Raw genomic sequence first — 26,344 nt, 5'->3', positions numbered from 1 at the left:
TGCGGGCACAATAAAAAAGGAGAGGCGGGCACCTCTCCTTTTTTATTTGAACGGGATTCTGGTTTAACCGTGGTGGTCGTGGTGACCGCCCATTTGTTTGGCCAGGTAGTTCTCGTAGCTCACTTCCTCGATGAGGTTGAGCTGGGTTTCGAGCCAGTCGATATGTTCTTCCTCGTCGCAGAGGATGTGTTCCAGCAACTCACGGGTCACGTGGTCTTCCTCTTTCAGACAAATTTTAATGCCGTTGCGCAGGTTGTTTACCGCGTTGTGCTCGAGTTTCAGGTCGTTGGCCATTTGCTCGCGAACCGTGCCACCGATGCGAATGACATCGTAGGTGCTCATGTCGGGTTTGCCTTCCAAAAACAGAATGCGTTCGATGACCTTGTCCGCGTGTTTCATTTCTTCAATGGACTCATCCCATGCGTGTTTGGCAAGCGCGTGGTAGCCCCAGTCTTTGCACATTTTTGAATGGATGAAGTATTGGTTGATGCCGGTCAATTCTAAACAGAGCGTCTTGTTAAGGACTTCGATAACCTTTGGGCTACCTTTCATGGTGATTCTCCTTGTGGTTTTGCAGCGGCGAGGCCCTGTCGGGTGGGTTCGCCGTTGGGTCGAAAAAAGGATGCGACCCGAGGTCGGAACGACGACGCCGTGGTTCGATGGAGGCCATCGGTTGCGAGGCCGCGGCAATCGTCGGTTAAGCGAGTTCAGGAAACCGGGGTGCTGCATTAATTTGTGTCGCGTTAATCTTTGTGTTGTGCGAAAAACACCCTGGTGAAGACCCTCCCAGTCTAGGCGGAACGACGATTTGGGTCAAGAAGAGTTCGTGCTAATCTCAATAAAACCAGTGCTTTTGAGTTTGAGTCTCAATTAGGTGGATTTATTTGAGACGCGTTGACTCGCGGGCGTGTCGGCTCCCGAAAATGCGCATTTCCAGCGCCACCAAGGCTTTTCGTCGCGTTTTTGAGCCGTGCTTCGTCGGATGGGAGACCGGGTGTTAAAATAGCCGGGTTTTCCATGTTTTACCTTTGGTGTGGTGTGGCCTGACTTTGGCGGCGGCACCGCCGTTTTTTTAATTGTTTTTACGGGATGGGGTTGTCCATGACGGAAGCCATGACCTTTAAGTTTAAATTCCTCGATAGCGATGGCAACGAGGATTCGTTTTTGAGCAAAGCCGGCGCGTTGTCACCCGAGGGGTTGGTACTCGGTGAGGAAAACCTTCCGGTGGAAGCCGTTCAGCGTGCCACCCTTCATAACCGGCGCTTCATCTTGATGGAACTCTACGGGGGCGGCGAAGGACGCACCCACGTTGGTTTGTCGGTTACCAAGGGTGCCGCGGCGGATTTGGTCAAGGCACTCAATGCGCTGGCCTCGGCGCGTCAGGCCAAAAACCACCGCGCCCAACTGGAAGAGGCGGGGAAGGGGGCCTTATTTCGCTTCGCCCGCTGCCCCCACTGTCGCGCGACGGTGAACCTCAGCGAGGTACCGGCCGGCGAACAAACCGCCTGTGGCTATTGTGATCGGCTCTTTAGCCCCGAACATCGTGCGCCCGACGGGGAAGGCGATTTCTGCCTGTGCGATCAATGCGGCTACTATGGGCGTGTTTTTCCGCGAACCGTTTTTTATTTTTATTTTTTGTTCGTTCTTTGGGGTTACCAATCCGAGGAATGGAGCGCCTGTTCGACCTGTATGCGCAAAAAAGCCGGCTGGATGGTGCTTGCTAATTTGTTGTTTTTGATCGGGTTACCCAATGCGCTGTACCAGTATTTTCGCAGCGTGCGCGCCATCGAATTTGATCGTTCCGACTTTATGGGCCTGGAGAAAGCCAACGGCTTGGTGAAATCGGACAAACTCGATGAAGCCGTCGCCTATTACCAGCGTTTGACCCGATCCTTGCCTTTGGCGGCCGGTGTTTACTACAACCAAGGACGCGCCATGATGGAAAAAGGACAGGCCCAGGCCGCGGTTGAACCCTTGGAAACCGCCCTGACGCAATGCGGGAATTTTTACCCCGCTTACCATTTATTGGCCGAGTGTTATGAAACCCTGGGTCAGGATCAAAAACGTGCCGAATTGCATAAACGCTATGGTGTCGAAAGCACGTCCGAGGGCTAACAGCCTCCGTTTTTGCGAGGGGTTCATAAGGGCCGGCGCGACCTTGGCCCGCGCTTCTCATTGGGATTCGCGGCGTAAGCCTTGCGCGTACAAAGATTACGACCAAAACCACGACCAAGCGTCGGCCCGATCAAATGAGGCGGGAGGCCGCCCTCTCGTGATCGCAAGGGGGTCAGTTTTGGTGCAGAATTCCTTGTGAGAAATGTGGACTTGGCGTGCAAATTACCAACTAATTGGTTATATTCATGGTTACAGTAATTTACAAGACCTGAGTTCTTCGACCGCGTGAGCGTGTTCCTTTCCACGCTCCCGAGTGGTCTGACTTGAGAAACCCGCTTCTTGGGTTTTTTCCGTGTCGCGCCCCGGTGACCCGTGGGACTTGAGGAGGTCGCGCGATAATGACCACCCGGCCGTTTTTAGGGGCGATTCCCCGTGTTGTGATTGAGGTGATCGTCGCGTGTTTGGCGCTCCTTGTTTTTCTGACGCCGACTCGGGAAGCGCGGGATTGGGCAGATGTCTTTTCCCTTGCTTTGCAAACCCCGGGGGCGTCGGTGGATTCGGGGTCCCTGCTGCTTTGGGTTTCGGCTTTTTTGTTTTTGCTGAGCCTTGGCTTGGCGGGACTCGCCCTTTGGCTGCTAAAACGTCGCGCCGCCTTGATCACCGGGCCGAACGCCGAGGGCTCGCTTAAAACCGGCACCCGTCATTTCAAAGAGTTACTCGACCAGTCCACCGACGCTTATATGCTCCTTTCCGACAAGGGTGTGGTGGATTGTAACGATGCCACCCTGTCGATGTACGGCGTTCGCGACAAGCGCGAATTGATTGGCAAAATGCCGGCCGAGGTTTCGCCCGAATTGCAACCGGACGGGCGTCCTTCGGATCGCAAGGCCGCGGAAATGGCCGCTCTCGCGCGGGAAAAAGGCTTTCATCGCTTCGAGTGGACCCATCGCAGGTTGGACGGCACGCACTTTCCGGTTGAAGTCAAACTCACCGCGGTGACCACGGCCGACGGGCCCGCCCTTTTTGCGGTGCTGGACGACCTGAGCGACCGCAAAGACGCGGCCGCACGCCTTGCCGCGAGCGAGAAACAGTTCCGCACGCTGGTGGCTTCGATTCCCGGCACCGTCTACCAGTGCCTGATGGATCGCGATTGGACCATGCTGTTTATTAGCGAAGAAATCGAAACCTTGTCCGGTTACCCCATGTCGGATTTCATCCATAGCGAGGTGCGAACCTTTGCCAGTTTGATTCACCCCGAGGATGTGCAGCATGTGGAGGACGTGATTGAGGCGGCGGTGCGCCTGCATCAGAGCTATACCGTCGAATACCGCATCGTTGATCGGGCCGGCACCGTTCACGATGTCTATGAGCGGGGGAAGGCCGTTTACGGCGACGACGGGGCGCCCAGTTCCCTGGTTGGTACCGTGATCGATATCAGTGACCGCAAAGCCGCCGAGAATGAACTGCTGCGGGAAAAGGAACAATTCCAAAGGTTGCTCGACAACAGTCCGGTCGGGGTCGGCATCGCCCAAAACGATGTCATGGTGTTTATGAACGAACGCATGAAGGAACTCAACCCGGATCTGCGCGCGGCGTCGGTTGACGCGGGCACCATGCTCGGCTGCCCGCAACCCCAAATTCTGGCCGGTCTGGCCGAGGCCGGGGTGGTTCGCGACATCGAAATGCCTTTTCCCGACGGCGCCGGTGGGACCCGCGCCGTTTTGGCCACCTACGTCGAAATGGAATACCAGGACGCACCCGCGGTTTTGGGATGGTTTTACGATGTCACCGAATTCAAACGGGCCGAGCAAGCGGTGCGCGAGAGCGCGTTGCTGCGGGAGAAAATGAGCGAAATCGAGCGTTTTAACCGCCTCGCCTTGGCGCGTGAGCACCGCATTATGGAACTGAAGCGTGAGGTGAACGAAGCTGTCCGCGCTTCGGGCGGGGCCGCGGTCTACGCGGATCCCGGCACCGAGGAGTCGTTTCAAGCCGACGTGGTGCCGGTTTCGCTGCCGACCGATGCGCCGGAACCTACCATCAAACACCCCATTCGCGCCCTGGTTCAAGAGCCACAAATCCAGCAACTGTTCCTCACCTTTGCCGAAACCGTCGGCGCGCCGATGGTGATCACCAACCTTCAGGGCGACCTGTTGCTTTCCTCACGGCGGGGTCGGGGTTGCGATGAAAACCGACAGCAGGGGAGTCGCGCTTGTTCCGGCTGCAAACGCGATCCTCACGAACCCGTCCTGCGTTTAAGTGACGGTCGAGAAATGACCTTTAGCCGTTGCAAAAACGGCCTGGTGGAATGTCGTGCCCCGATTTGGATTGATGCCACCCATGTGGCGGATGTGTTGATTGGGCAGTTCCGCTTAACACCGCGCGAGCAGGCGACGGGTTCCGCGACGCTTCCCGCCGCGGACGAGGGGGCACCGCCCGTCATTCCCCGCACCCAACTGCCGATCATTCTGGAGTTTCTGGCCATGTTCGCGCGCTTGGTCGCCTCCTTTGCGATGGAGCAACAGCGCAGCAAATTGGCTGAATCCAAGGCGACCCGTCAAGGCGAATCCCTGGCCAAGCAAAAGGCGGCGGCGATGAGTTTGGCCGAGGACGCCGAGGCCGCGCGCCGCGAATTAGCCGATCACCAAAAACAGTTGGAGCAAAAAGTCGCGGATCGTACGCGCGAATTAGAACAGGCCAAACAGCTCGCCGAGGAAGCCGCCCGCGCCAAATCCGATTTTCTGGCCAACATGTCCCACGAAATTCGTACCCCGATGAATGCGATCATCGGCATGTCGCACCTCACCCTGCAAACCGAGCTCAATCGGCGCCAACAGAACTACATTCAAAAGGTGCATCGTTCCGCCGTGAGTTTGTTGGGCATCATTAACGACATTCTCGATTTCTCTAAAATTGAAGCCGGCAAATTGGACCTGGAGCAGATTCCGTTTCAGCTCGAAGATGTGTTCGATAATTTGGCCAACATTGTCGGGTTAAAGGCGGAGGCCAAGGCGTTGGAACTTTTGTTCGACCTGCCCCCGGAACTGCCTACCGCGCTCATCGGCGATCCCCTGCGGCTCGGCCAAATTCTCATTAACCTGGGCAACAACGCGGTCAAGTTCACCGAATCTGGTGAGATTGTGATTCGGGTGGCGGTCGTTGAACACACCGAGACCGGCGTGAAGCTGCATTTCAGCGTGCAGGATACCGGCATCGGCATGCGCGAATCGGACAAGGCGCGGTTATTTCAATCCTTTACCCAGGTCGATACGTCCACCACCCGCAAGTATGGCGGCACCGGCCTGGGTCTCGCCATTTCCAAAAACCTGACGCGGCTGATGGGCGGTGACATTTGGGTAGAAAGCGAACTGGGTCGCGGTAGCACCTTTCATTTTTCCGTAACCTTTGGTGTTCAGGGCCTGCATTCGGCCGAGCAGCGTGCCGCGGCGAGCGAATTGAGCAATATGCGGGTGTTGGTGGTGGACGACAATAGCAGCGCCAACGAGATTTTCAGTACCATGCTACGCGGTCTGGGGATGCGGGTGGACAGCGTCCACGCGGGAAGCGACGCCATCGCCCTTTTGGAGCAAAACCACGAAACCGATCCTTATCAATTGGTGCTGATGGATTGGAAAATGCCGGGCATGGATGGGATTGAAACCACCCGGGCGATCCAGGCCAACGAGGGCTTGACCAAAACGCCCACCGTGATCATGGTGACCGCCTACGGTCGTGAGGAAGCGCATAAATCCGCCGGTGATGTGGCGATTCAGGCGTTTTTGACCAAACCCGTCACCGCCTCGACCTTGTTGGATTCGGTGATGGTAGCCATCGGAAAAGATGCCGCGCGGGAACATGGCCCCGGCAAAAGGCACCAGGTGAAGGACGAGGCCATGCGGCAGTTACGCGGCGCCAAAGTGTTGTTGGTGGAAGACAACGCCGTGAATCAGGAATTGGCGCTGGACCTGCTCACCATGAACGGGGTGATGGTGGAAGTGGCCAACGACGGTCGCGAGGCCTTGGCGATTCTGGCCAAGGGTCGCTTTGACGGGGTGTTGATGGATTGCCAAATGCCGGTGATGGACGGTTTTGAAACCACGCGCCGTTTGCGTCGGGAAAGCCAATTTGCCGATTTGCCGATTTTGGCCGTGACCGCCAACGCCATGGCCGGAGATCGGGAAAAGGCGCTGGATGCCGGGATGAACGATCACATTGCCAAACCCATTAACGTCAACGAACTGTTCATCACCATGGCAAAGTGGATTAAACCCCTGAATCCCATAGACTCCGGCTTTCTTCCTTTTCTTGACGAGCCAGGCTCTGAGCCAGTGCCTGACTTGCCGGGAATTGATCAACACGTGGGTTTGGAGATTGCCGGCGGACGGGTCAAACTGTTCCGCAAACTGTTACAGCGTTTCCTGGAACAGCATCAACAATTTGAGACCGAGGCCTTGGGTGCCTTGGCCGCGGACGACCGCCGACAATTGATGCGGCTGGCCCATACACTCAAGGGCGCGGCGGGTCACATTGGCGCAACGGCCTTGGCCAAGGTCGCGGGTCGGCTGGAAGCGGGATCGAGCGAGAAGGGTGAGCATGCGCCCTTGCCGGGTTTGACCGAGGCGGTGGTGCAGCAATTGGATCCCGTGATCGCGGGCCTTCGATCCTGGGTGGCAAACACCTTTGAGCCGGAGCCTGGTCCCGCCGTGGCGCGTTCGCGGGTGGATCGCTTGTTGGAACAGTTACGCGGCTTCTTAGAAGACGATGATACCGAGGCCACGCGGGTGATCGAGGCGCTGGCGGAAATTCCGAATTCGGGATTGGACCGCGCCATGCTTGAGCAGCTAACAAAAACCGTGAACGCCTACGATTTCGAATCCGCCTTGGTGCATTTGGCGCGGCTGCAAGGCAACGGGGAGTAGGGTGGCATGACCAAAAAAACCATTCTCGTGGTGGACGATGCGCCGGACAACATTCAGTTATTGAGTGCTGTTTTGTCGCGTGCCTACAAAGTCAAAGCGGCGACGCACGGGGAAAAAGCGCTAAAGATCGCCAACAAAATCCCGCCGCCCGACATGATCGTGTTGGACGTGGTGATGCCGGGGATGGATGGATTTCAAGTCTGTGAAGCCCTGAAACAATCAGAGACGACGCGAGGCATTCCGGTGGTGTTCCTCTCGGGAACCGTGACCGAGGTCGAGCGCGAGAAGGCGGCGGCGCTGGGGGCGGTCGCTTTTTTGGGCAAGCCGATTGACCGGGCGCGTTTGTTGGCAACCTTGACAGAGGTATTGGGATAGGTGGGTGAGATGGTCGGCGAAAACAGAAAAACCATTTTGGTGGTGGACGATGCACCAGAGAACATCGATGTGTTGAGCGGTATTTTGAGCGATACCTTCAAGGTCAAGGCCGCCTTAAACGGGGAGCGGGCGCTGGTCATCGCCGCCAAAGAACCCAAACCGGTTTTGATTTTGTTGGACATTATGATGCCGGGAATGGACGGCTACGCGGTGTGCCGCCGCTTGAAACAGAACCCGGCCACCGCGGACATTCCCGTGATTTTTGTAACCGCCAAAAACCAAGACGAGGACGAGCAGCAGGGCTTGCGGCTGGGTGCCGTCGATTATTTGACCAAGCCGATTCGCCCCGCGATTGTGCTGGCGCGAATTCGCACCCATCTGGCCCTCTACGATCAAAACCTGGCCTTGGCCCAAAAGGTCCGCGAACGAACGGCGGAGCTCAGCGAAACGCGGCTGCAGATTATCCAAAGGTTGGGCCGGGCCGCGGAATACAAAGACAACGAAACCGGGCCACACGTCATTCGCATGAGCCATTATTCACGGCTGATCGCGGAGGCGTTGAGCGACAACCGCGACTGGGCCGACCTCATATTCAACGCCGCGCCGATGCACGACATCGGTAAAATCGGCATCCCGGACCGTATCTTGTTGAAGCCAGGCAAGTTGGACGCGGAAGAGTGGCGTATTATGAAACAGCATCCTGAATTCGGCGCGGAAATCATCGGCGATCACCCGTCGGACATCATCAAGACCTCGCGAGAAATCGCCCTGGGTCACCACGAAAAATGGGACGGCTCGGGATACCCCCGGGGCCTCAAAGGCGAAGCCATCCCGCTATCGGCCCGCATCATCGCGGTGGCCGACGTTTTCGACGCGCTCACCACGGCACGCCCCTACAAAAAAGCCTGGTCGGTAGAGGAAACCCTGAATTACATGAACCAAGGGTCGGGGCGCCATTTCGACCCAAAACTGTTGGCCGTATTCCACCAGGTGTTGGACAAAGTACTTAAAATCAAAGCCCGGTACGCGGAACACCAACCAGAATCATAAAAAACCGCGGCCCGGCTTGGCCGTGGTTTTAAGGTTTAAACACGGTATTGTTATCTTGTAGTTGTGTAGTGACTACTGTATCTAACTTTTGCTGGTTGATTTTCGCACAGAAGCGCCCCTTAGGTTTAAAAAGGGTGTTGGGCTGATCTCTTTTATTCGCTGATGGTTGTATGCGACTTTTTCTGTTTTTGTATTCGCGGCCCTTTACAGTGAGCACCAAAAAAATTAACATCAAACGGTGATGTCTTGACTTTGTTATTTTGGCCTTCGGGCTTTGTCCCTATCCAACTACCTGTTTCTATTTGAGTTTGTCTCATTCTTTTTTAATTTCTTTTTTCAGCCCCGACCCCGACCCCGGGTACGGCGGCCTTAAGTTATTGGAGTAATTAATGGTTAAGCGGTTTTCTTGCCTGCTCTTTCTGTGGGTGGCTGTTCCTCTATTTGCGCAAACGACAGGGGCAACGGCTCCTGAAGTGACTCAATTTAAACCCGTTGATATTTCCGACTTGGTTCAGCTCTCCAGCGGTGATTTCGGGTATTCTCTCCCCGCTGTTATGATCCCTGGGGCGCCCGGCGGAAGCTACCCCATTGCCCTCAGCTACCAAGCGGGAATCAAGCATGGCCAGGAAGCGACCTGGGTCGGTCTTGGTTGGAACCTTCACCCCGGCACCGTGTCTCGTTTTGTTCGCTCGGTACCCGATGATGACTTTGGCGCGTTGAAGGTTACCGAAACCCCGCTTCCATCGGTGTATACCTACGGGGTCGGCTTCGGTTATGAAGGGTTCAACATTGGCGTCAACTGGGATAATCACGGTGGCTTTGGCGGTGAGGTAGGGTATTCGTTTTCAGGTGAGAATAAGCGTGGACATAGCTCAACCGGCTCGCCTTCGCTCAGTTTTCACAACCGCAACAGCGTGTCAGGGTCCGTTGGTATCAGTCATTCGGGATCGGGTGGACGAAATGGATTTTCCATTAACTCGAACGGTGGCATCGGGCTTACCAAGGGCGGCAACGCGGGACTCAGCACCGGTATCTCGATCAGCAGTGGTGGCGATGTCAGCATGAATCATGGCTTCCTTTCCCGAACCAAGTCTGATTCTGTTATTTCCGGCCAGGTCTACTCTTCCTCAAATTATGCATCGGTAGGCATGCAAGGCTTTAATTTTGGTTTTGGGAGATCCAGCGGGGGTCGCATCCTGAGTTACAGTGAATCATGGGGTTCCCTACACTTCGAACACATCGGTGAATCATGGCCCTTAAATAGTGAAGACCCGGAAACCGTGCGACGCAAACTTGATCTGACATCTAATGCAACTGGCGATCACCTGGGCAGTGAGGAGGCCGAGGGTTTTAGAAACACCTATCAAGAACGTGCTTCTCATTTCGAAATGGATACAACCTATCAAAGGAAGATCCGCATCGGTGAAAACGAAGAACTCAAACACATTAGCGTATCGCTGGATAGTTACAATCAGAACCTATCTGGTGCCTATTCATTTGTTTCTTCCGATGATGATACGCGGGAAAGCGTTCATGCCAATGATGCTTTTCTTTCCGATTACACATCCATAAGTTACGACGGATATTCTGTTGCCGCCCAAGGCCTCTCCGGTTTGGCGCGACCCGTTAAGAAGCAGCGCGGCTTTTTGGGCTTTGCCCAGAGCAGCATGGCCACCCGAGTGACCGGTCGTGATATTGAAGGGGAATGGTACTTCCACGGTTACCGAAACCTGTACCGGCTGATGGAAGCCGGGATCGTCGAATGGGACGCTGAACTCAATTCGTTCTTCAAAAAATCGGCTTGGACCACCGAAGAAACGCAGAATCAAGACAATATGGTCATGCTCAACGATCCAGCGCTTCAGGTAGACCACCACTTTTTCGGCGAGATCGGAAATCAGGCGCTCCAGAATGATCGCTTAGATGAGGCAAACATCCGCGCCGGTGACGTCAAACACAAGACCCCCAACATCGAGCATCGGAGCCAACGCATTCGCTATGAGCTGGATGAAGCGGGTCGTATTGCCAGGATCATTGTTACCAAAGCCGATGGGATCACCTATACCTTCGGTTTGTTGGTGGATGCGTCCGGCTTGGTAACCGCGGGCGCGCGGCCCATGAACCATAGCGAATTACGCGAATCCCAGCGGGTACACCATCCGACCGATGGAACGGATGCCGCGACTCATAGAGAATACCGTGGCGATCCCTATGCCTATTCCTGGCACTTGGCGGCGGTAACCAGCCCGGATTTCGTTGATAACGAACCCACCGGCCATTATGGACCTGAAGATTTTGGAGAATACGTTACCTTTCATTACGCCCTGACCAACCCCTCGTACCGATGGCAAACACCCTACGGGGAAGGCGATGAGCAGCCCTTTGCGCTGATTGGACGTTCTGCCGCGGATGACAAGTTCACCCGGGAACGCGGTTCCGGGGTCAAGGATTTTTACCATCTGCTCTATGCCAAAACGCGCACCCACCTGGCGGTGTTTGACCACAATCACCAGCGGCTGGATAACCAGTTCGCCAAACCACCTGCCAACCTTCACGCGCACCAAATTGTTTACCGCCAAGGCCTCCACTTTAACACCGCACCTTCTGTGATGTCTGGTGCCAATGCGCACCCGGACCACGGCCGATTTATGGCGCATTTCGGTCGTTCTTTACCGGCTGATCAGCGAGATCGCGCGCATTTATTGGTCTTGTTCCCACCGGGAACCGTTGCCAAACTTGGTGCTGAAACGGGTCAGCCGGTTCCGATTCAAATTCAGTCCGTGAATCCTTTTCTTCAACCTGGGAACCCAACCTACGGGTGGCCCGCCGGAATGACCTACCTTGGTAGCTGGAACTACGGCCATTACGAGGTGTTTCAGTTAAACCTGGGACTGGTATCCATCGATGATATCCACAAAGATCCGCGCAGAGGCCCTTTCGCATCGATTACGGTTACGCCGAAGCACACGAATGGGTCGGTCGCGTTAGACGCCGTCCGTGTTTTTCGCCGGGACGCATCGACCGACGATTTTTTCGTGGGGCGTCGACCGGATCGGTTGTCGACCTATGACGTGAACGCATTCTTTGACACGGATCTTCACAACAAACATCTGAGCAAAACCCGGTTTCATTATGGCTATGACTTGGCCCCAGGCTATGCCAATGTCTTGCGTGATCATGCGACCGATACGGATCAAGCCGGTGATGCAGGTCAGCAAGCCAACCCCAGAAAGGCGAAACTAACCCTCAAAGAAGTATCCTTCCATGCGGCTTACAGCGATCTTGCCATGGGCAACAGCTACCAATTTGAATACTACACCCGCCCTGAAACCTCATTAAACCGCGGCTATTATGCCAAAGATCCCTGGGGATTTCCTTCTCAGCTCAGCACGCAAACGGTCACCCGCGTGGATCCAAATACCTTTGCATCACAAGGCTTAAGTCAAGTGCCTGCTCAAGCCGCGGACAGTCTGGCCGCGATCATTACACCCGTGGGTACCAAAATCAGAATCGAATACGAATCGGACCGCTACTCATGGGTTCAAGATCGGGCGGCCCTTAACCGAGCGTTTCCCCATGGTGCGGGACAGAATGCCGCGACACCCCTGGTTACCTGGCACCACCTGACACCGGGAAGCATCCGATTTAGCGAAAATGGGAAACCACTTGGGGTTGAACACATTTTGGCGTCCTTGGCGCAAATGACCTGGTCCTTTTCCGGCGCAAATGCCTGGCCTGAGCAGGTGGCTGTTTTTGCCACGGGCACGTCTCGGACCCGTTGCGCTAAATTGGATCAAAATGGCAATTGTGACCCCAACGGCGCCGTTGATGCGAATCGCCATCGATTCGTTGTCCCAACACGGCAACAGGACACGCAATCATGGTCACTGCCGGTAGCGGTAAACGCGGACGAACCCGGCACCGGGATTGCCCTTCATCCAGCCGTCAAGGATTTGGCCAACTGGATCTGGCACGAGATGGATCACCGCTCTGGGAACCTTATTCAATTGGAAATCCATGAGATTCCCGGTCGAATGGTCGAGGATGACCAACAACGGCAATACGCTGTTCCCATGGCCACCAACTTCCAGAATCCGTTTGATGCGGCAACAAACACGCCCACCAGCTTAGGTGAATTGGGCGGCGGTTTACGGGTGGCGGCCATCCATAGCGAACCGTCTCAGCACAGTCAATGGTTTGGTGAACGTGCCAAAACCACGCTCAAATACACCTATGAGGAACCGCGAACCGGTGTGGAAAGCGGTGTGATTTTTGCCGACCCCCCTAAATACATCCACGGCATCGGTGGTGACCAGCGAATCGTGCGCGGTGAGGCGTTGCCTAGCCTCACTACCCCGGGAGCCGATGTCCATTATGGGTCGGTTACAACCCGCGTGGTGAAACCGGGGCAGGTGAACGGTGCGACGCATTACCGTCTTCTTACCGCCAACGAACCGCGCATCATCCACCATTCATTCACCCAATCGGTGAAGCGATACGACCCGGACATCGTGCGCCCCAAGTTCATCAATTGGGTGCTCGACGACCCCGAAACCCATCTCTTCCGCTTCCATCCCCGTGGGAACGAACCTCATGGGTGGGAAGCCATACCCATGAACTGGGACAAGTTGCTCTCGTTTACCTTGTCGGCACAAATTCGAAATCGGGTATCTCACAACGGCGATCTTATTGGGCAGGTCGCGGCGAAAACCGTTCTCGATAGTCAGAATCGTCCCGTTAGCCGGACACAACATCGCTATCAGGGCGCTTACGAAGCGGATCACCCCTCGCTCCCGGTGAAAAGGTTTTATCGCGATGCAACGGGGCGGATACAGGAAAAACAACTGTCCGCGCGCTATGAATCGGACCCTGGTTTGAACCCCAGGATTCAAGGCGCCTACCTCGACAAAAACTTTGGCCTGGCAATCGGGCGGCTCGATGGTGAAGGGTATCAATACCAAGTGAACGCCATTTTTCAAGACGAAATTTGGAACACCTATCGGCGCGTGGCGACAACCCAAGAAGTATTCGAACGGGTCGGGGACACGGAACAAATTGCCGTGCGTGAATCGCAAGTCTTGGCGCTCGACTATTCCACCGGCCACGAATCAATTGGTGTTCAAAAAGTGATGTCGCCGCAAGGTGGGTATCGCTATCTGTATTCCTGGCAAATTCCCGCCCACGAGATTTGGGACGCGGAGAATGAGCAGGACGGTATGAAGACAAAGAACATGCTGACCCAGCCGGGGTTTTCCATGTCCTTCTTGTCGGACCAAGACCTAACGGCCGACCCCGAAACCCCCTGGCTCGCCAAGCTAGAGGGGCTGCCGACCCAGGCATTGAACGCCCAGGTAACCGGCTGGACCTGGACAAGTTTTGATCAGGGGACAGCCGGACGTTGGCTCCAATCCGCCGCGTTCCAATACCAACCCAACCTTTCGCGTTCCCCGGCCCAAGTTCTTCAAAAACTGCCCCTGCCTAATGAAACCGGAATCACTTGGCAAGATAGCTACCGGCTTACCGGCGGCGGAAGGTGGGAGTCCGAGGGCCAGGTTACGCGTTTCGACCCACAAGGAAACGCGATTGAAACCCGGGACCGTCTGGGGAATTACCACAGTCTGATTTACGAACCCAGCAGCCGGCGCGTGATTGCAAAAGCAGTCAATGCCAAACACGAACAGATCTTTTTTGAAGACTTTGAATATGGTTCGGCTGTAGCGGGAACCGATTCATACCCGCCGGGACACATAAAGGTGGCGGGATACACCCTGAATACCCCGCCGACCATTGCCCCCGATACCAAAACCGCCGAGACATTTATGGCCCAATTTGACAGCGCCTATACGGGCCGTCACGCGGCAACAGGATCGCTTCGTTTGCTGCTTGATGGTTTTGTCAAAGCGCCTGAGCGACCCTATTACTTGAGTTTTTACTGTAAGCCTTCCGGCGATCAATCTTTGACAATAACCACCTCGGGCTCGCCGGTCCTGCTCACTTTGCAAGCCGGCCGACAGCAGGACGGGAAGGTCCACGTCGAACAAAAACCACGGGGATGGCTGTATGTGGTCATCCGCCTCACCAACGACCAAGTCGACCATATCCAACTCGGGTCGCCGTCCACGCTGATCGATGCGGTCGCCCTTTATCCGGCGGCGAATGATCGCTTTGCCGAGGCCGTCCTCAATCACTACAGCTATGACCCGCTGTACCACCACGTTGAATCGATTACCGATGGGTACGGTTCGACCGTGCGTTACCAATTCAATGCCAAGGGGCAATTGTGGCGCACCTATGATACCGACGGTGATTTGGCAACGGAGCATTTGCGAATTGAGCACCAACGATTGAGTGAGGGCCCGCCGCCACCTTGATGACTTCCCGCAATTCTTCGTGTTGACCGGAGCGGGGCTCGCCCCCGTTCTGGGTCGGGTTCCGCCCTTCGCCCCTAGAAATAGTTTCTCCCCACCTACTAACGGCTAGCTATGTATTTGTGAAGGTATTTTCTTATGAAACACGTATGTTCTCTGATTGGTTTCCTCTTGTTTTCTTTTGTTTTCGGCGCCGACCCTGCCGTCGTTCTTTCCCCGAGTAATCAGGCGCCGGTACGCATTAACACCTATTCCAAAGAGCCGGTTTCTCTGACCTTCCAAGTCACCCGCTACGACGATGCGATTGGCGAAACCAGTTTCCGCATGCGCCAAGCCGATAGCCCGGATCAGGTTTGGGGCCAAGATCGTTGGTGGAGCGAACAATTTTTGAGAGCGGTCTACCCCAATCAGCTCGGCATCGTTTACCAGGCACCATTTTGGGAAGCCGCGGTGGTAACCCCCGGACCGCTAGAACAAGCTTCGCCCGGTGAAACAGGTTGGCAACAGCGGCGGGTGGATACACACCAGCTTCGATTCCAACCCGAGGTTTTTACCGACGCCTTTTGGCAAAGCGCCAAAGAGCAAAAGGTGCTGTTTATGGTAGGGCCGGCGCAAGACTTCTCCGTGTGGAGCAACGCGGTTTCGCTCTCCTTTGTCAACGTGACCAGCCCACCCCTCGTACGTGTCCCATTGGGAACCGAACCCCTTTCGCCCTCGGCGAGCGGGCAACTCACCCTTCCGCTGGATGTGGTGATGCCCGGCGCCGAACAGGTATCGCTCACCGACTTTTCTTTTTCTTGGAGCTGCGTTGAGCAAGGACTTTCCCAGTATTGGAACGGAAGCCAATGGCAGCAACAAATCGCCTTCGTCCCTTTTGAAAACCAAAGTACCCATTACCGCATGCGCGAGGGAGAACCTTCGCGGGTCTTGTTGGAGCTGGAAGCATCGGGCAACGATTTTTGGGACGGCAGTACGGGAACCTACCAGGTTCAGGTCCGCTACCACGCCAATGAAACGGCGCCGCCGTCCGCGACAGCAATTCTCCAGCTCCAGTTGGCACCACCCGAACCGACCACGCTGGTTGAAGAAGACTTGGTTTTAAATTCGGATCGTATCCGCATTAAGTGGACCGATCCCGGTGCCGCAAGTGGTTCCGTCACCTACGACTACAAGGTTGGTATCCAAAAAGTATCTGACGGCACCTGGCTCGACCCTAACTGGTGGGATCGCCCGATTCGCGGCACCCTCTTGACCGCCGCCAACTCGGACCCACTCTTGAATGGCATTGAACCATGGGCAGCCTATCGGATTTTGGTGTACCGGCTTCGTCAGAATGGTGCGTCGGATCAGCACAGTTTGCAAGCCGCGTCCGCGACCATCATCGCCGATGTTCCCGCTTTGGCAAGTAACATCTCGTTAACCGGGGCCACTTTATATCGTGGCGCAAGTGACGGACCCACCATTGCGACGACGAACGAAGCCATTCCCTTCCATGTCGTGAGCACACGTGAAACGCTGGACCTATTGGTTTTTGAGCCCGGTCCAGGTGCCCAATCCCAGAACGATTACTATTTCGGCCTTCGCAGTTGGAAAGGCGAATGGCTGACCCCAAATTGGCGTCGTATTCCCTTTAAAGCCACCGGAAGCTTGGTTCAGGTAGCGCTAAATTTATCCGAGCCCATGATCCCACACGCCAGGTACGACCTGGTTTTGGCAACCGGGAATCAGCATTCACGGTCCGAGGTGGTGACCCTCGCAACCGTCACTTACGACAACGGCATTCCCTCGGAAGATCCGCCCGAAACCCGGCCCTACCAGCCCATTTTGAATGTTCGGCCGAGCGCGGAATACAGCAACCGACTCACCGATCTTGAGTTACGTCTTCAGGAACGAACCGCGTCTCGTGGTGTCCCTGTTGACGGAGAACCACCCGTCACCGGCATCGTCATCAACAACGGGCAATTTAACCCGATCCCCTTCTTTACCGAGGTCGTATCCCGCGCCGCCCAACCGCTCCCGGACATGTCGGGATTACGGCTCGTGTTTCGTTTGTACGAATCCAGGGGAGACGGCTATGAAATTGTGCGTACCAGCGCCGGAATACCTCTGTCCGATTTGGCCGGTCCAAATGCGCGGCAAAAAATAAATGACGATATCGGTGCGCTGCTGACGAACGAGACCACCGAACCCTGGGCGGTTCACCCTAGCTCCATGACACCGCGCCCGTCCGACGATCCTTATCGCCTCTGCGCGTTCTTTGTTTCCACCGAGAACGGAACCCTTCCCGCCGATAATTTGGTCCGCATGGCTTCGCCCTATTCATTACCACTCAAATTCGAACTCTCTTTTGGCGGAACCAAGATAAAGCCGATTTTTAACCCACCCAGTCCGTCCACCATTCATGAAACGAGCATCCCGGTCCATTTTCGTCTCACCCCCGTGTTTCGCCTCCAGCGCTTCAAATGGCAGGTGGAAGGAACACCCAAACCCTTTGTATACCATCGCGAGTTTCCCGGTCAGGTTGCCGTCAACTTTGGCGATGTATGGGTACCGGATGCAGTCTGGCAACATGCTTGGCGGGACCAGGAAACCCTTCCGCCGGCGGTACACGGAAGCTTTAAAATTTATCGCCGTACCGAGCAAGGCAATGAGCTGGTCGAAGTGCGACATGATGTGGACCGGCTGGTTTTTGATGAATCCTTCGATGAAAACCATTCCTACCGGATCGTTTTTGAAGCGTACGATTCATTCGGCCTCAAGCAGCAACTGGTTCAAGACATTGCCGCGGTTCGCAAAATCGACGATGTCCGCTTCTTGCTCGCCTTTGGCGGCAGAAGCAATAACGGTCCCTTTGAGGAAAAGGCTTCTGCTTCTGTTTATGGAGACCACAACGCGGCCATCACCACGAGCTATACCGGAACGCGGCCTATGCCACACCAGTTCGTGGTGCGTTCAGGGGCGCCGATGCGCTGGGTTTTCAATCCTGAAACCTCGCAAAATGAAGCGACAGCATTGGACGATGCCCAAGTCCTGTTCAACGTCGCGTACACCAATTCATTGGGGCAATCGAGACGTTCGTCCAGCCAGGTGGCCCAATTCACCATTTCAGACCCCGAAACACTGCGTGGCTGTGATGATCCAAACCTTCCTCCTGCTGTATTTACCGCGCCCTATCCAATCACCATCAAGGATTTTCAAGTTCGGGATAACTTAACCGGCCGCGTGGTTAACCTGAGTCGTGCCGAGGTGACCATTGAATTTGATCCCAGCGTGCAGCAACCGATTTGTCCCGAAATACAGCGTGATCCCACGCCCGTGGGCTCGATTGCGCTCAAGCCCGCCTCGAAACCGCCCGTCTGGCATTACGGGACCCTGCGGGATGATCAAACCGGCATCACCTCCAGCACCATGTTTGACTTTGAATTACCGACAACGGTGCGGTTCTCAGGTGCCCAATACCAGCAAAACGGCCCATGGCACATCGGTCTTCAACTCAGGAACCCGATTGACGGCGATTTCGTTTACGAAAACATGCCTCTGCAAACCTACTTACAGCAGACCGGTCAAAGCTGGCCCGCGGTGAGTGGCGATCAAAATTACCAAGTGGACCTGCTGATCATCCCCAGCGCCTTTGAAACCTCCCAAACCTGGTGGAACAAACTCCAACTCAATACAAGCGAAGCGCTGACGCGGCCAAACACCGGCGGCCAACCCCTTGTTTATGTCCAGATTGCTTTGTTCCAAAACGGCGCCAATCCCACGGACCCGACCGATCCACGTTCGCTTGCACACACCAATAACGCCCACGGCGGCGGTATCCCGCTTTTGATCGAACTCGGGGAACCACCGTTTCATGCCGCCTTGACCGAGTTTGCCTACCATGCCGTTTCACCGGACCTGCTTCAGGTGGTTCCCGACGATACCCGGCAGTACACCTTTGCCCAAACACTTGATGTCAATGATGATCTCAGCCGTGCCAAGTTGCTCAACGGCCAATTCTTTTGGCATTTGCGCGCACGGTTCGGTTACTTCGATGGGACCGCCTGGTCCGCGACACCAACGCGGTTTGCGATTGACTCAGTGCCCTTTCTTCAGGATCTCTCGCTGCGCCTGCGCCGAGAGGAAGGGTTACTCGACATTCAGGCGAGACTTCACCTTGACCAAATCCCCGCCACCTTCTGGCAAGCGGAAGCCAACACGCTCAATGTTCAGTTTGAGCTTGTGTACCAACCGGATACGGCCGGCGCTGAACCGACAGGACCTTTTCTCGAGCCTTCAAATCCTGCCGCTGTTGATACCTATCGCATCCAATTTCATAAAACCGGCCTGGGCCAGACCCAACTCAAATGGCCTCAATTGCACAACAGCGGCGTCGATTTTGAGGCGCCACTCGCCGCACTTCAGGAAGATCTCCCGGCGGAGTTAGAACGCGCGCTACATCGCGCTTTTGCACCCGAACCCATGATTCTGGAAGCCGAAAAACCCGGCGTTCCGGTTCAACAAACCTGGGTGCTTTCGGCCGAGTCCTCGGATTGGGTTGATCCAACCGAAGCCCCCGTTACACCCTTGTCCGATCACACCTATGCCTGGCTCTCCATCAACCACGATCCCAGCCGTGACAGCGGACGCCACCAGGTGTTTATCGTGCCCTATCCTGATCACCTGCTGCCCTGGGAAGGGTTCTCGTATGAGGGCAGAGCACCCATCAGTTTGGATCATGACATCACCCAGTGGACCCAAATCCAAAATGGGTTTGTCCGCTTCCATTCCGGGATGGACACCCTTCTTGGAGACTACCAAATCATCCTGTTTGTGCCCCGGCGTGTAGTCCAACCGGGCGCGCTCGGTAGCGCCCAACCTTCACACTGGGCGACCAATGATTCGCTACAAAACTTCTTGGATCAGCATCCAAATAAAGCCGCATGGGGCGCCAGCGAAAGTCATAACCGAATCGTTAATGTTAGCTACCCTGACCCGGAGAATCCGCGACATCGGATCGTAAACGTTCAGTTCTGGGACCTGACGGGGCTGGCGCAAGAAACACGAACCATGGCGACCCATGCACCACTTGACTGGCTCGATCACGTTTCGGTCGGTGGCGCGGTAACCTACGACGCCTTCGGCCGGGTCGTGAAAGCAGCCAAAGATTTTCCACTCAACCAGTACCACCAAACATCCCTATTTGGGGATAGCAAGGGATTGCCGCCGAACGATTTAACGGCGCGCACGCTTGCCACGGCGGGAACCATCGAACAGACTTTTTCCGCGGGCCAAGCCTTCTGGCTGAATGGTTCTGCTGACGGTGTCCCGCGGGATTCGTTCAATTACATTAAAAACCGCGCCCATCCCTATGCCGAAACCGTCTATGAAGAGGACGCGACCCGCTCTCGGGTGCTGGCGACCCTTCCGCCAGGCGCCCCGGCCCGGGATCCAAATGACGTGCTGCGTTTCAGCCGTAACCACCATGCACTGGTTCCCACCTTTTCCGGTCCCATCGCCGAACGGCCGGCGCATTGCAAGTTGGTGTTGGACGGGTTTGAAATCGGCAATAACGCGTTGGCCCAGAAAACGTCAAGCGGACAAGATGTTGCGGGATTATCCGCCGTGTTGGCGATTGATGCCAACGGCCTGATGCTGCTGACATTGACCAACTTGGCTGGTTCGACCCTCGTCTCAATCGCCAACCCTTCCATCAACGTGCTGGAAGATTGGGGGTTCCAGGTACAGGTTGCTTCCGCCGGTGCCACCAAAGCGTCCATCCAATTGGATAACAGCCGTGTCTGGCTACCGAAGGATTACTACGACCGCATCGATCCCAACCTGACATCAAGCACCGACCTTAATCTCGTCAGCCTCGACGAGGTAGACGATCAAGGTTTGCTAAAGGCTTCCTGGCCACCAAAAGCCCTTACCCTGTATCAACCTGAGCAGGGGATTTGGGCCATTTCCCGCATCCCCGATTATGAGAACCTCAGCATTCGGTACGAACACGATGAACTTGGCCGCCAAATCCGCATCGTGGAGCCGGATGCCGGCCAAACCGAATTTGTTTATGACCGACACGGCCGGCAGCGTTTGGCGCGGGATGCCAACGACCGAGCAAAGATGCGCTGGTCCGAGACCGTTTACGATCCCATGGGTCGCGTGGTTGAGACCAGGGTCGTGGAAATCCATAAAAGCTCGGAGGCCGGCCACGCGGATCGGCAGGCCTTACAGGAATGGTTCGACAGTGAAACCGAACCGCCGCCCGATTTTGGCGCGGGTTTAGCCGGGAACAGCGAATTTCAGGTCCAGGCCGTGGCGGGAAGTTCCGTTACAACCCGTTACGATCAGTACGAAATGACAGGTACATCGCCCCATTGGGCTGATGCCGGCAACGCATCTGAACGAGAAAAAGCAGCATTCTGGCCCAGGCTCACCGATTTAGAACAAAGCTACCCTTGGCCGGAATCCGGGAAAACGTTCACGTTCGGTCGGCCCAACGGCCAAGTGGTGGAAGTGGTTGGTGCATCCAGTGCCGAGCGTCTCTATTACGACGACAAAGGGCGCCCGCTGTGTCATGTCATGTTGCTTCGCGGCGTATTGGAGCCGCAGGTATTGTGGCAACGCTATGACAAGCGGGACCTGGTAACGGCAACCTACAACCAAACCCATCACCTGGGTGCCGGTTTTGTCTACGATGCCTTTGGGCGCATTGTCCAAGTCCATGATTTAACCCCGTTCAGTGAACGCATGCGGGTAAAGGTCTCCTACCGCCACGCCTTGCGTGAAACATACGATAAGGTCAAAACCTTCTTGGGCCCGCTTGTCGACAGGGGTAGCGACCTGAAAGAAACAACCAAGACCTTAAAGCTGGCAACACGGCGGTTCACACCCAGTGGCCACATCACCCATGTTCGCTATGGCGAGGATGATCTGACACCCGTTGAAAGTTCGTTTACCTACGACATTCGCGATTGGTTACTTTCTCAGCAGGTCACCATCGCCGGCGAGCCGGCTTATACCGTGAAACTCGACCGCATTGGTGAGAACCATTGTTTTAACCGTTTTGACTGTGAATCAAACGAGGCACCGGTCAATTCCGACATCCTTCCGATGCACGATGGTTCCATCGCCGTATTGTCCGAGACGTATCACCTGGAAGGGGCCAATGGCCGCCGGACCCGGCATGAATACCGTTACGACGGAAATTATCAGGTCACGCAAGCGGTTCAAAACCGGCGTGCTGAAATAGGCAATCCACAAAGCACCGAGCGCTTGGATTACACCTATGTATATGACCGCAACGGGAACCGGGCGGCGGAAACACGCCGCAATGTCTTCTCGCCCCATATTCCGATTCCCCACGACGCGGACCTCCGTCACACCCTTGAAGCGGGTTCAAACCGCTTGGCGGGCATTGAGGTGCGCAATGCTTCGAATGCCTACGAGACCCTGTTCCAGTTTGGTTACGACGCATTGGGCAACATTTCCCGCATCCATCGCAGCCCCGCGACGGCGGCCCATGGCGAGCGCGAGGTGGAGCAAGAGCTGGAATACGGCGATCCTCGATTAACCCACCAGCCCACCCAAATCGTGCAGCGCGTGGTAACCGGCCCGGCCGAGCAAGACGCCCCGTTCCAATCCGAAACCAGAACTTACCGCTACAACCACAACGGCACGCGCACCTACCGCCGGATCGTGCGGGACAACATCATCCAGCGTGAAACCTACTTCGTACCAAGTGGAACGGAAAACGCTATGGAACTGGATCGTTGGGGCCGCGCGCGCCGCGCCTACCTTTTCAGTGGTTCAGAACGAATCGGGTACAAGAGCAATGAACACACCGCGGTTTATGTGAAGGACCACCTGGGCAGTACCAAAATGGTGGTGACCCTTTATCGCAACGTGCTGTCCAATCCAGAGCCAAGCGAACCGGCCTCGGCTCCTACGCCCGAACCCGCGGTTGATCAGGCATTGCTTGCCAACCTTAATTGCAACGAGACCCTGGCAACCACCGGCGTGCTTCAAGAAAAGGGCTTCGAGGGAGAGCCGAGCTATGTTTATCGCAATGGCGGCCGTGGGTTATGGCTTGACCGGAACGAATCCTACCAACTCCAGGAACACCCCGCCGTGGAGGCCATGACCCAAGCCTTTTCGATCAGCTTGTGGCTCTACGATGCAGATGAAGATGACGGCATCAACGATTACGGGACCCTGGTTGCTGTCGGCAATCAACGCTCGATTCGGTACAATCCGGTTCATTTTTATCTGGACGGCCAAAAACTGCCCGTTTTGCGACTTGGTGGCGGCGCCGAAGGCTGGCAGTTCTTTAGCCGATTCTCCCGCATTCCCGCCCGTACATGGACCCACCTCGCGGTGACCTTTGACGGAACCCATGTACGCTGTTACCAAAATGGGGAACTGTTGGGCGCGCCGGACCCGGTCAATTTGCCGGCGCTTTGGCCGGCTCAAGACTTGGTCATCGGGAATTGGTTGGATCATGACGACTATGCTTGGGAAGGGGGGCTGGATGAGATTCTGATCCGAAGCGACGTCCTCTCCCAACAGGAAATCCGGCAACATTACCTGCAAACCAAAGACCCACTCAGCGAAGCCGGCGCTTATCAGGAAGTAAGCGCGGGCCGCAACCTCACCCGCGATCAAATCCGCGACCTATTGGTGGTTGCTTACTCTGACAGCGATGCCTTCGGCATCCCCCTCGCGGAGGAAACGGTAGCCGACAGTTCAGAGCCGGAGCCCCACACCTTCACGGGCCAAGAAGCAGAACGAGGCACCGGCCTGGTCTACATGAATGGACGATGGTACCTACCCGAGGCGGGCCGTTTCATCCAAGTCGACCCTTTGAGGGAGTTTTGGAATTCCTATTCGTATGTAGGAAATAATCCAGTGATGTTCTGGGACCCAAGTGGACTTGAGGCATGGCCGGCCACGAACCAGTGGGATCAAGCTTGGATTAAAAAATATCGAACTTTTGCAGTCAAGTATGCGGAAGATCAAGAAAAAGCCGGCGCTTGCTTTTCCTGCGAAGACTTTGCTTTAAGTACTCTCCTGGAATTCGCATCTAAAAACGAACTTCCTGTAATCATTCAGAACGGAACCGGAACCTATGATTCAAGCTCTAGTCGATACTCAGACTTTAAAACCTTCAAGAATGATTTATTAAAGACTACTGGTGCATCTGACCTCGTGGATTTTGGAAATACTCTCCCTAAGGTTTTGAGAGATCTAAAAGGCAATTTTTTAACCCCTGGCAATATATCAGGATATCAAGATACGTTTTACCCGGTCATGAGCGGAGATAGAATACAGTTGCAGTATGCTGAAGTTGGAGATATAATTGCTATTCAAACAGGTTTTACCCCAAGATTCAACCACATTCAACTTGTTACAGAGAACAGCAGCAGAAAAACGGAAGTCAGAGTTCATCAAGGAAACCTTGTCAAAAGAACTGTAATAGCAAAGGTTTATTCAGACATTAGCGATCCACAGGATGCAAATTATGCAGGTGCTATCATCCAAGCAGGATTTTATAACAAAGCCACAGGGAACTACCGGCGACCTGGATCATCTAGGGCATACACTAGCCACTATTTTACTGTAGCGAAAGGAATTTTGCGTGAATGGAACTTTGACAAATGGAACAATGCTCCGTGAAAACATGAGAAAAAGAATTCCTGCTTGGCTTTCTTTTTTTTCAATTATTTCTAACACAATAACATCTGTCGTTTACTGCTTTGCGATATTTTCAGCGATGCATTTGACTGAATCGATCCTGGTATGGAAATCGCTTGGTTTTCTATATGAGTTCTGCTACATTATCGAAGGTGTGCTAATGGTGTTTGCTGTATCATCTGCTTGTGCTGATAATAAAAGATCTTCTCGAGTGTTATCTATAGCTTCTTTCTTTGTCTTCATGGCTACTTCGCACCTCTTCTTTCGTTATTTTGGTCCCCATTAAACTTGCGGCACATAGTGCCAATGCCGTTAAGTTAAGAGTTAGATGCGGGGCTAAAACCTAAGCGGCGCGATAAGCGCCTGAACAGTCCACGTCCTACTCGAATTATTTGAATTGGGTTCCTTTGGCCATTTTCGGCACGCTCTTTTTTCTTCTTTCAGGGATTGCCACTGCTTCCTACCTAGCTCAGTGGCCAATGTAGACGTTCTGAAGACGTCTGCGTGACGACTTTTGCAGAAAAAAGGCGCACTCAGGCCTAGGCGCTTCACGCGTCTCGCTGTTTTCTTAAGTTAGCTCGATGGTGGAACTCCACTTAAGCGCCACAAGTCAAAGGTCTTGAGGCGTTCCATTGTTGGGGACGTCAGTTTCAAAATGGCGCGTCGCCCCGTTCTAACGATCTTGCCGGCAACGTCGAAAACGGTGCGCCGAATCCTTGTTGCATAACCACGACTTGACGATAAATTCAACGGAACCAAGACGAGTGCCCAGCAGACCGCCCAGGCGCAGACGCGGGGCTTTTAGCCCCGCGTCTAGCTTCTTTCTTTGCCTTTATAGTTACTTCACACCTCTTCTTCCATTATTTTAGTCCTAAGTGAACTGTCGTTGCCTCGGAAGCAATAGAGCAGAGGGAGATTTATCATTTGATCATGTTGTAAACGTCTCTGTTAAGAAGTGTAAACTGGCAATTTTCCCAAAGCCCAAAAAAGCTACGACAGCGTGCAGAACCGTAAGCCTGCAGGCGAGCAGGCAAAAAGGCGCTTTCGCATCTGCTAAGTTAGAATCACGAGCCAACGCCAAATCAGGTTGAACGTTTCGTGTTCATTGGCACATGGGGCTCCCGCCATGTGCCAGGAAGGTGGAAGAGGTGCTAGTGTAAGGTTGGTACCGTCTGGAGATAACAAAAGAGGAGGTGCTCAAATAGGAAATCAGCTGCGTGGAACAAAAGATGGTTCCAATGTGAGAATTGTAGTTGAACCGAAACCGAAGAAATGACTTAGCAGGAGACTTTTTTGAAGATAGAGATTTGCGCAGATTACGGTCAGGTTTGTGTTTTTGATCCAGGCTTAAACGACCCATTTAATGATTGGGATGACATCCATGTAAAACAGGGGTTTGCTTGGCGTCCAGGATCAGTATCTTTTTCTGTTCCCCTGTCCGGTTACTGGGACTTTAATATAGAGATTAATAGTTCTTTTGATCGCGAAAACGGAGAGTATATAAGAGGAATTTCTGTTCCTTTTATTATCCAGGAAAACCAAGTTGAAATCGGCGGTGTCATCAGTTCTGAAGTGTACGGTATTGAAACAGGTACTTATGAACTTCTTTTTGTTATCCATAATATGGAAAGCGAAGAGGGACAACCAGAGGGATCTCTTTACTTTCTGAAGCGAGAGGGTGTGACACCGGCTGAAGTATTTAGAAAAGATTCTGAGCTTACTCCGCAGGAAGAATTGAAAATGACAGCTCTTCCCGCTTTATAGCTATAGTGTTCCAGAAGAAACCCGATCAAAATGCATGATTATGAATGGAGTGTACCTCGAGAAGTAATAAAGAATCGTTTG

The 26,344-nt window shown here is 54.5% G+C and carries 8 protein-coding genes; 7 read left to right on the top strand and 1 reads right to left on the bottom strand.

Annotated elements, in window-relative coordinates; translation table 11 throughout:
* Window positions 1-63 precede the first annotated feature (63 nt).
* On the bottom strand, window positions 64-552 hold the full coding sequence (gene bfr, locus J3U88_RS13885) for a bacterioferritin (RefSeq protein ID WP_207859464.1): 489 nt from the start codon (window positions 550-552) through the stop codon (window positions 64-66).
* 549 nt (window positions 553-1,101) lie between these two features.
* Here bfr and J3U88_RS13880 point away from each other — a divergent pair.
* From J3U88_RS13880 to comJ, 7 genes are all read left to right on the top strand, one after another.
* A complete protein-coding gene (locus tag J3U88_RS13880; protein ID WP_207859463.1) occupies window positions 1,102-2,115 on the top strand; it encodes a tetratricopeptide repeat protein in 1,014 nt (337 codons plus the stop codon).
* Between the two features lie 398 nt (window positions 2,116-2,513).
* Window positions 2,514-7,031: a response regulator gene (locus tag J3U88_RS13875; RefSeq protein ID WP_207859462.1), complete on the top strand. Its 4,518-nt coding sequence runs from the start codon at window positions 2,514-2,516 to the stop codon at window positions 7,029-7,031.
* Between the two features lie 6 nt (window positions 7,032-7,037).
* Window positions 7,038-7,406, top strand: a complete 369-nt coding sequence (locus J3U88_RS13870) for a response regulator (protein WP_207859461.1) — start codon at window positions 7,038-7,040, stop codon at window positions 7,404-7,406.
* Window positions 7,407-7,415: 9 nt separating this feature from the next.
* Window positions 7,416-8,456, top strand: coding sequence for a response regulator (locus tag J3U88_RS13865; protein WP_207859460.1), 1,041 nt, complete (start codon window positions 7,416-7,418; stop codon window positions 8,454-8,456).
* A 473-nt stretch (window positions 8,457-8,929) separates the two neighbouring features.
* Complete coding sequence (locus J3U88_RS13860; protein ID WP_207859459.1) at window positions 8,930-14,827, top strand: hypothetical protein; 5,898 nt, start codon at window positions 8,930-8,932, stop codon at window positions 14,825-14,827.
* Window positions 14,828-14,962: 135 nt separating this feature from the next.
* Complete coding sequence (locus J3U88_RS13855) at window positions 14,963-24,481, top strand: RHS repeat-associated core domain-containing protein (protein ID WP_207859458.1); 9,519 nt, start codon at window positions 14,963-14,965, stop codon at window positions 24,479-24,481.
* 1,311 nt (window positions 24,482-25,792) lie between these two features.
* Window positions 25,793-26,263 carry a competence protein ComJ gene (gene comJ / locus J3U88_RS13850; protein ID WP_207859457.1) on the top strand — a complete coding sequence of 157 codons (471 nt, stop codon included), beginning with the start codon at window positions 25,793-25,795 and terminating at the stop codon, window positions 26,261-26,263.
* The last annotated feature ends 81 nt before the right edge of the window (window positions 26,264-26,344 follow it).

The sequence above is a fragment of the Acanthopleuribacter pedis genome, assembly GCF_017377855.1.
GTDB classification, from domain to species: Bacteria; Acidobacteriota; Holophagae; order Acanthopleuribacterales; family Acanthopleuribacteraceae; genus Acanthopleuribacter; species Acanthopleuribacter pedis.
Note: the sequence above shows the minus strand (reverse complement) of the source record. Positions and strands in the feature narration are given on the sequence as shown.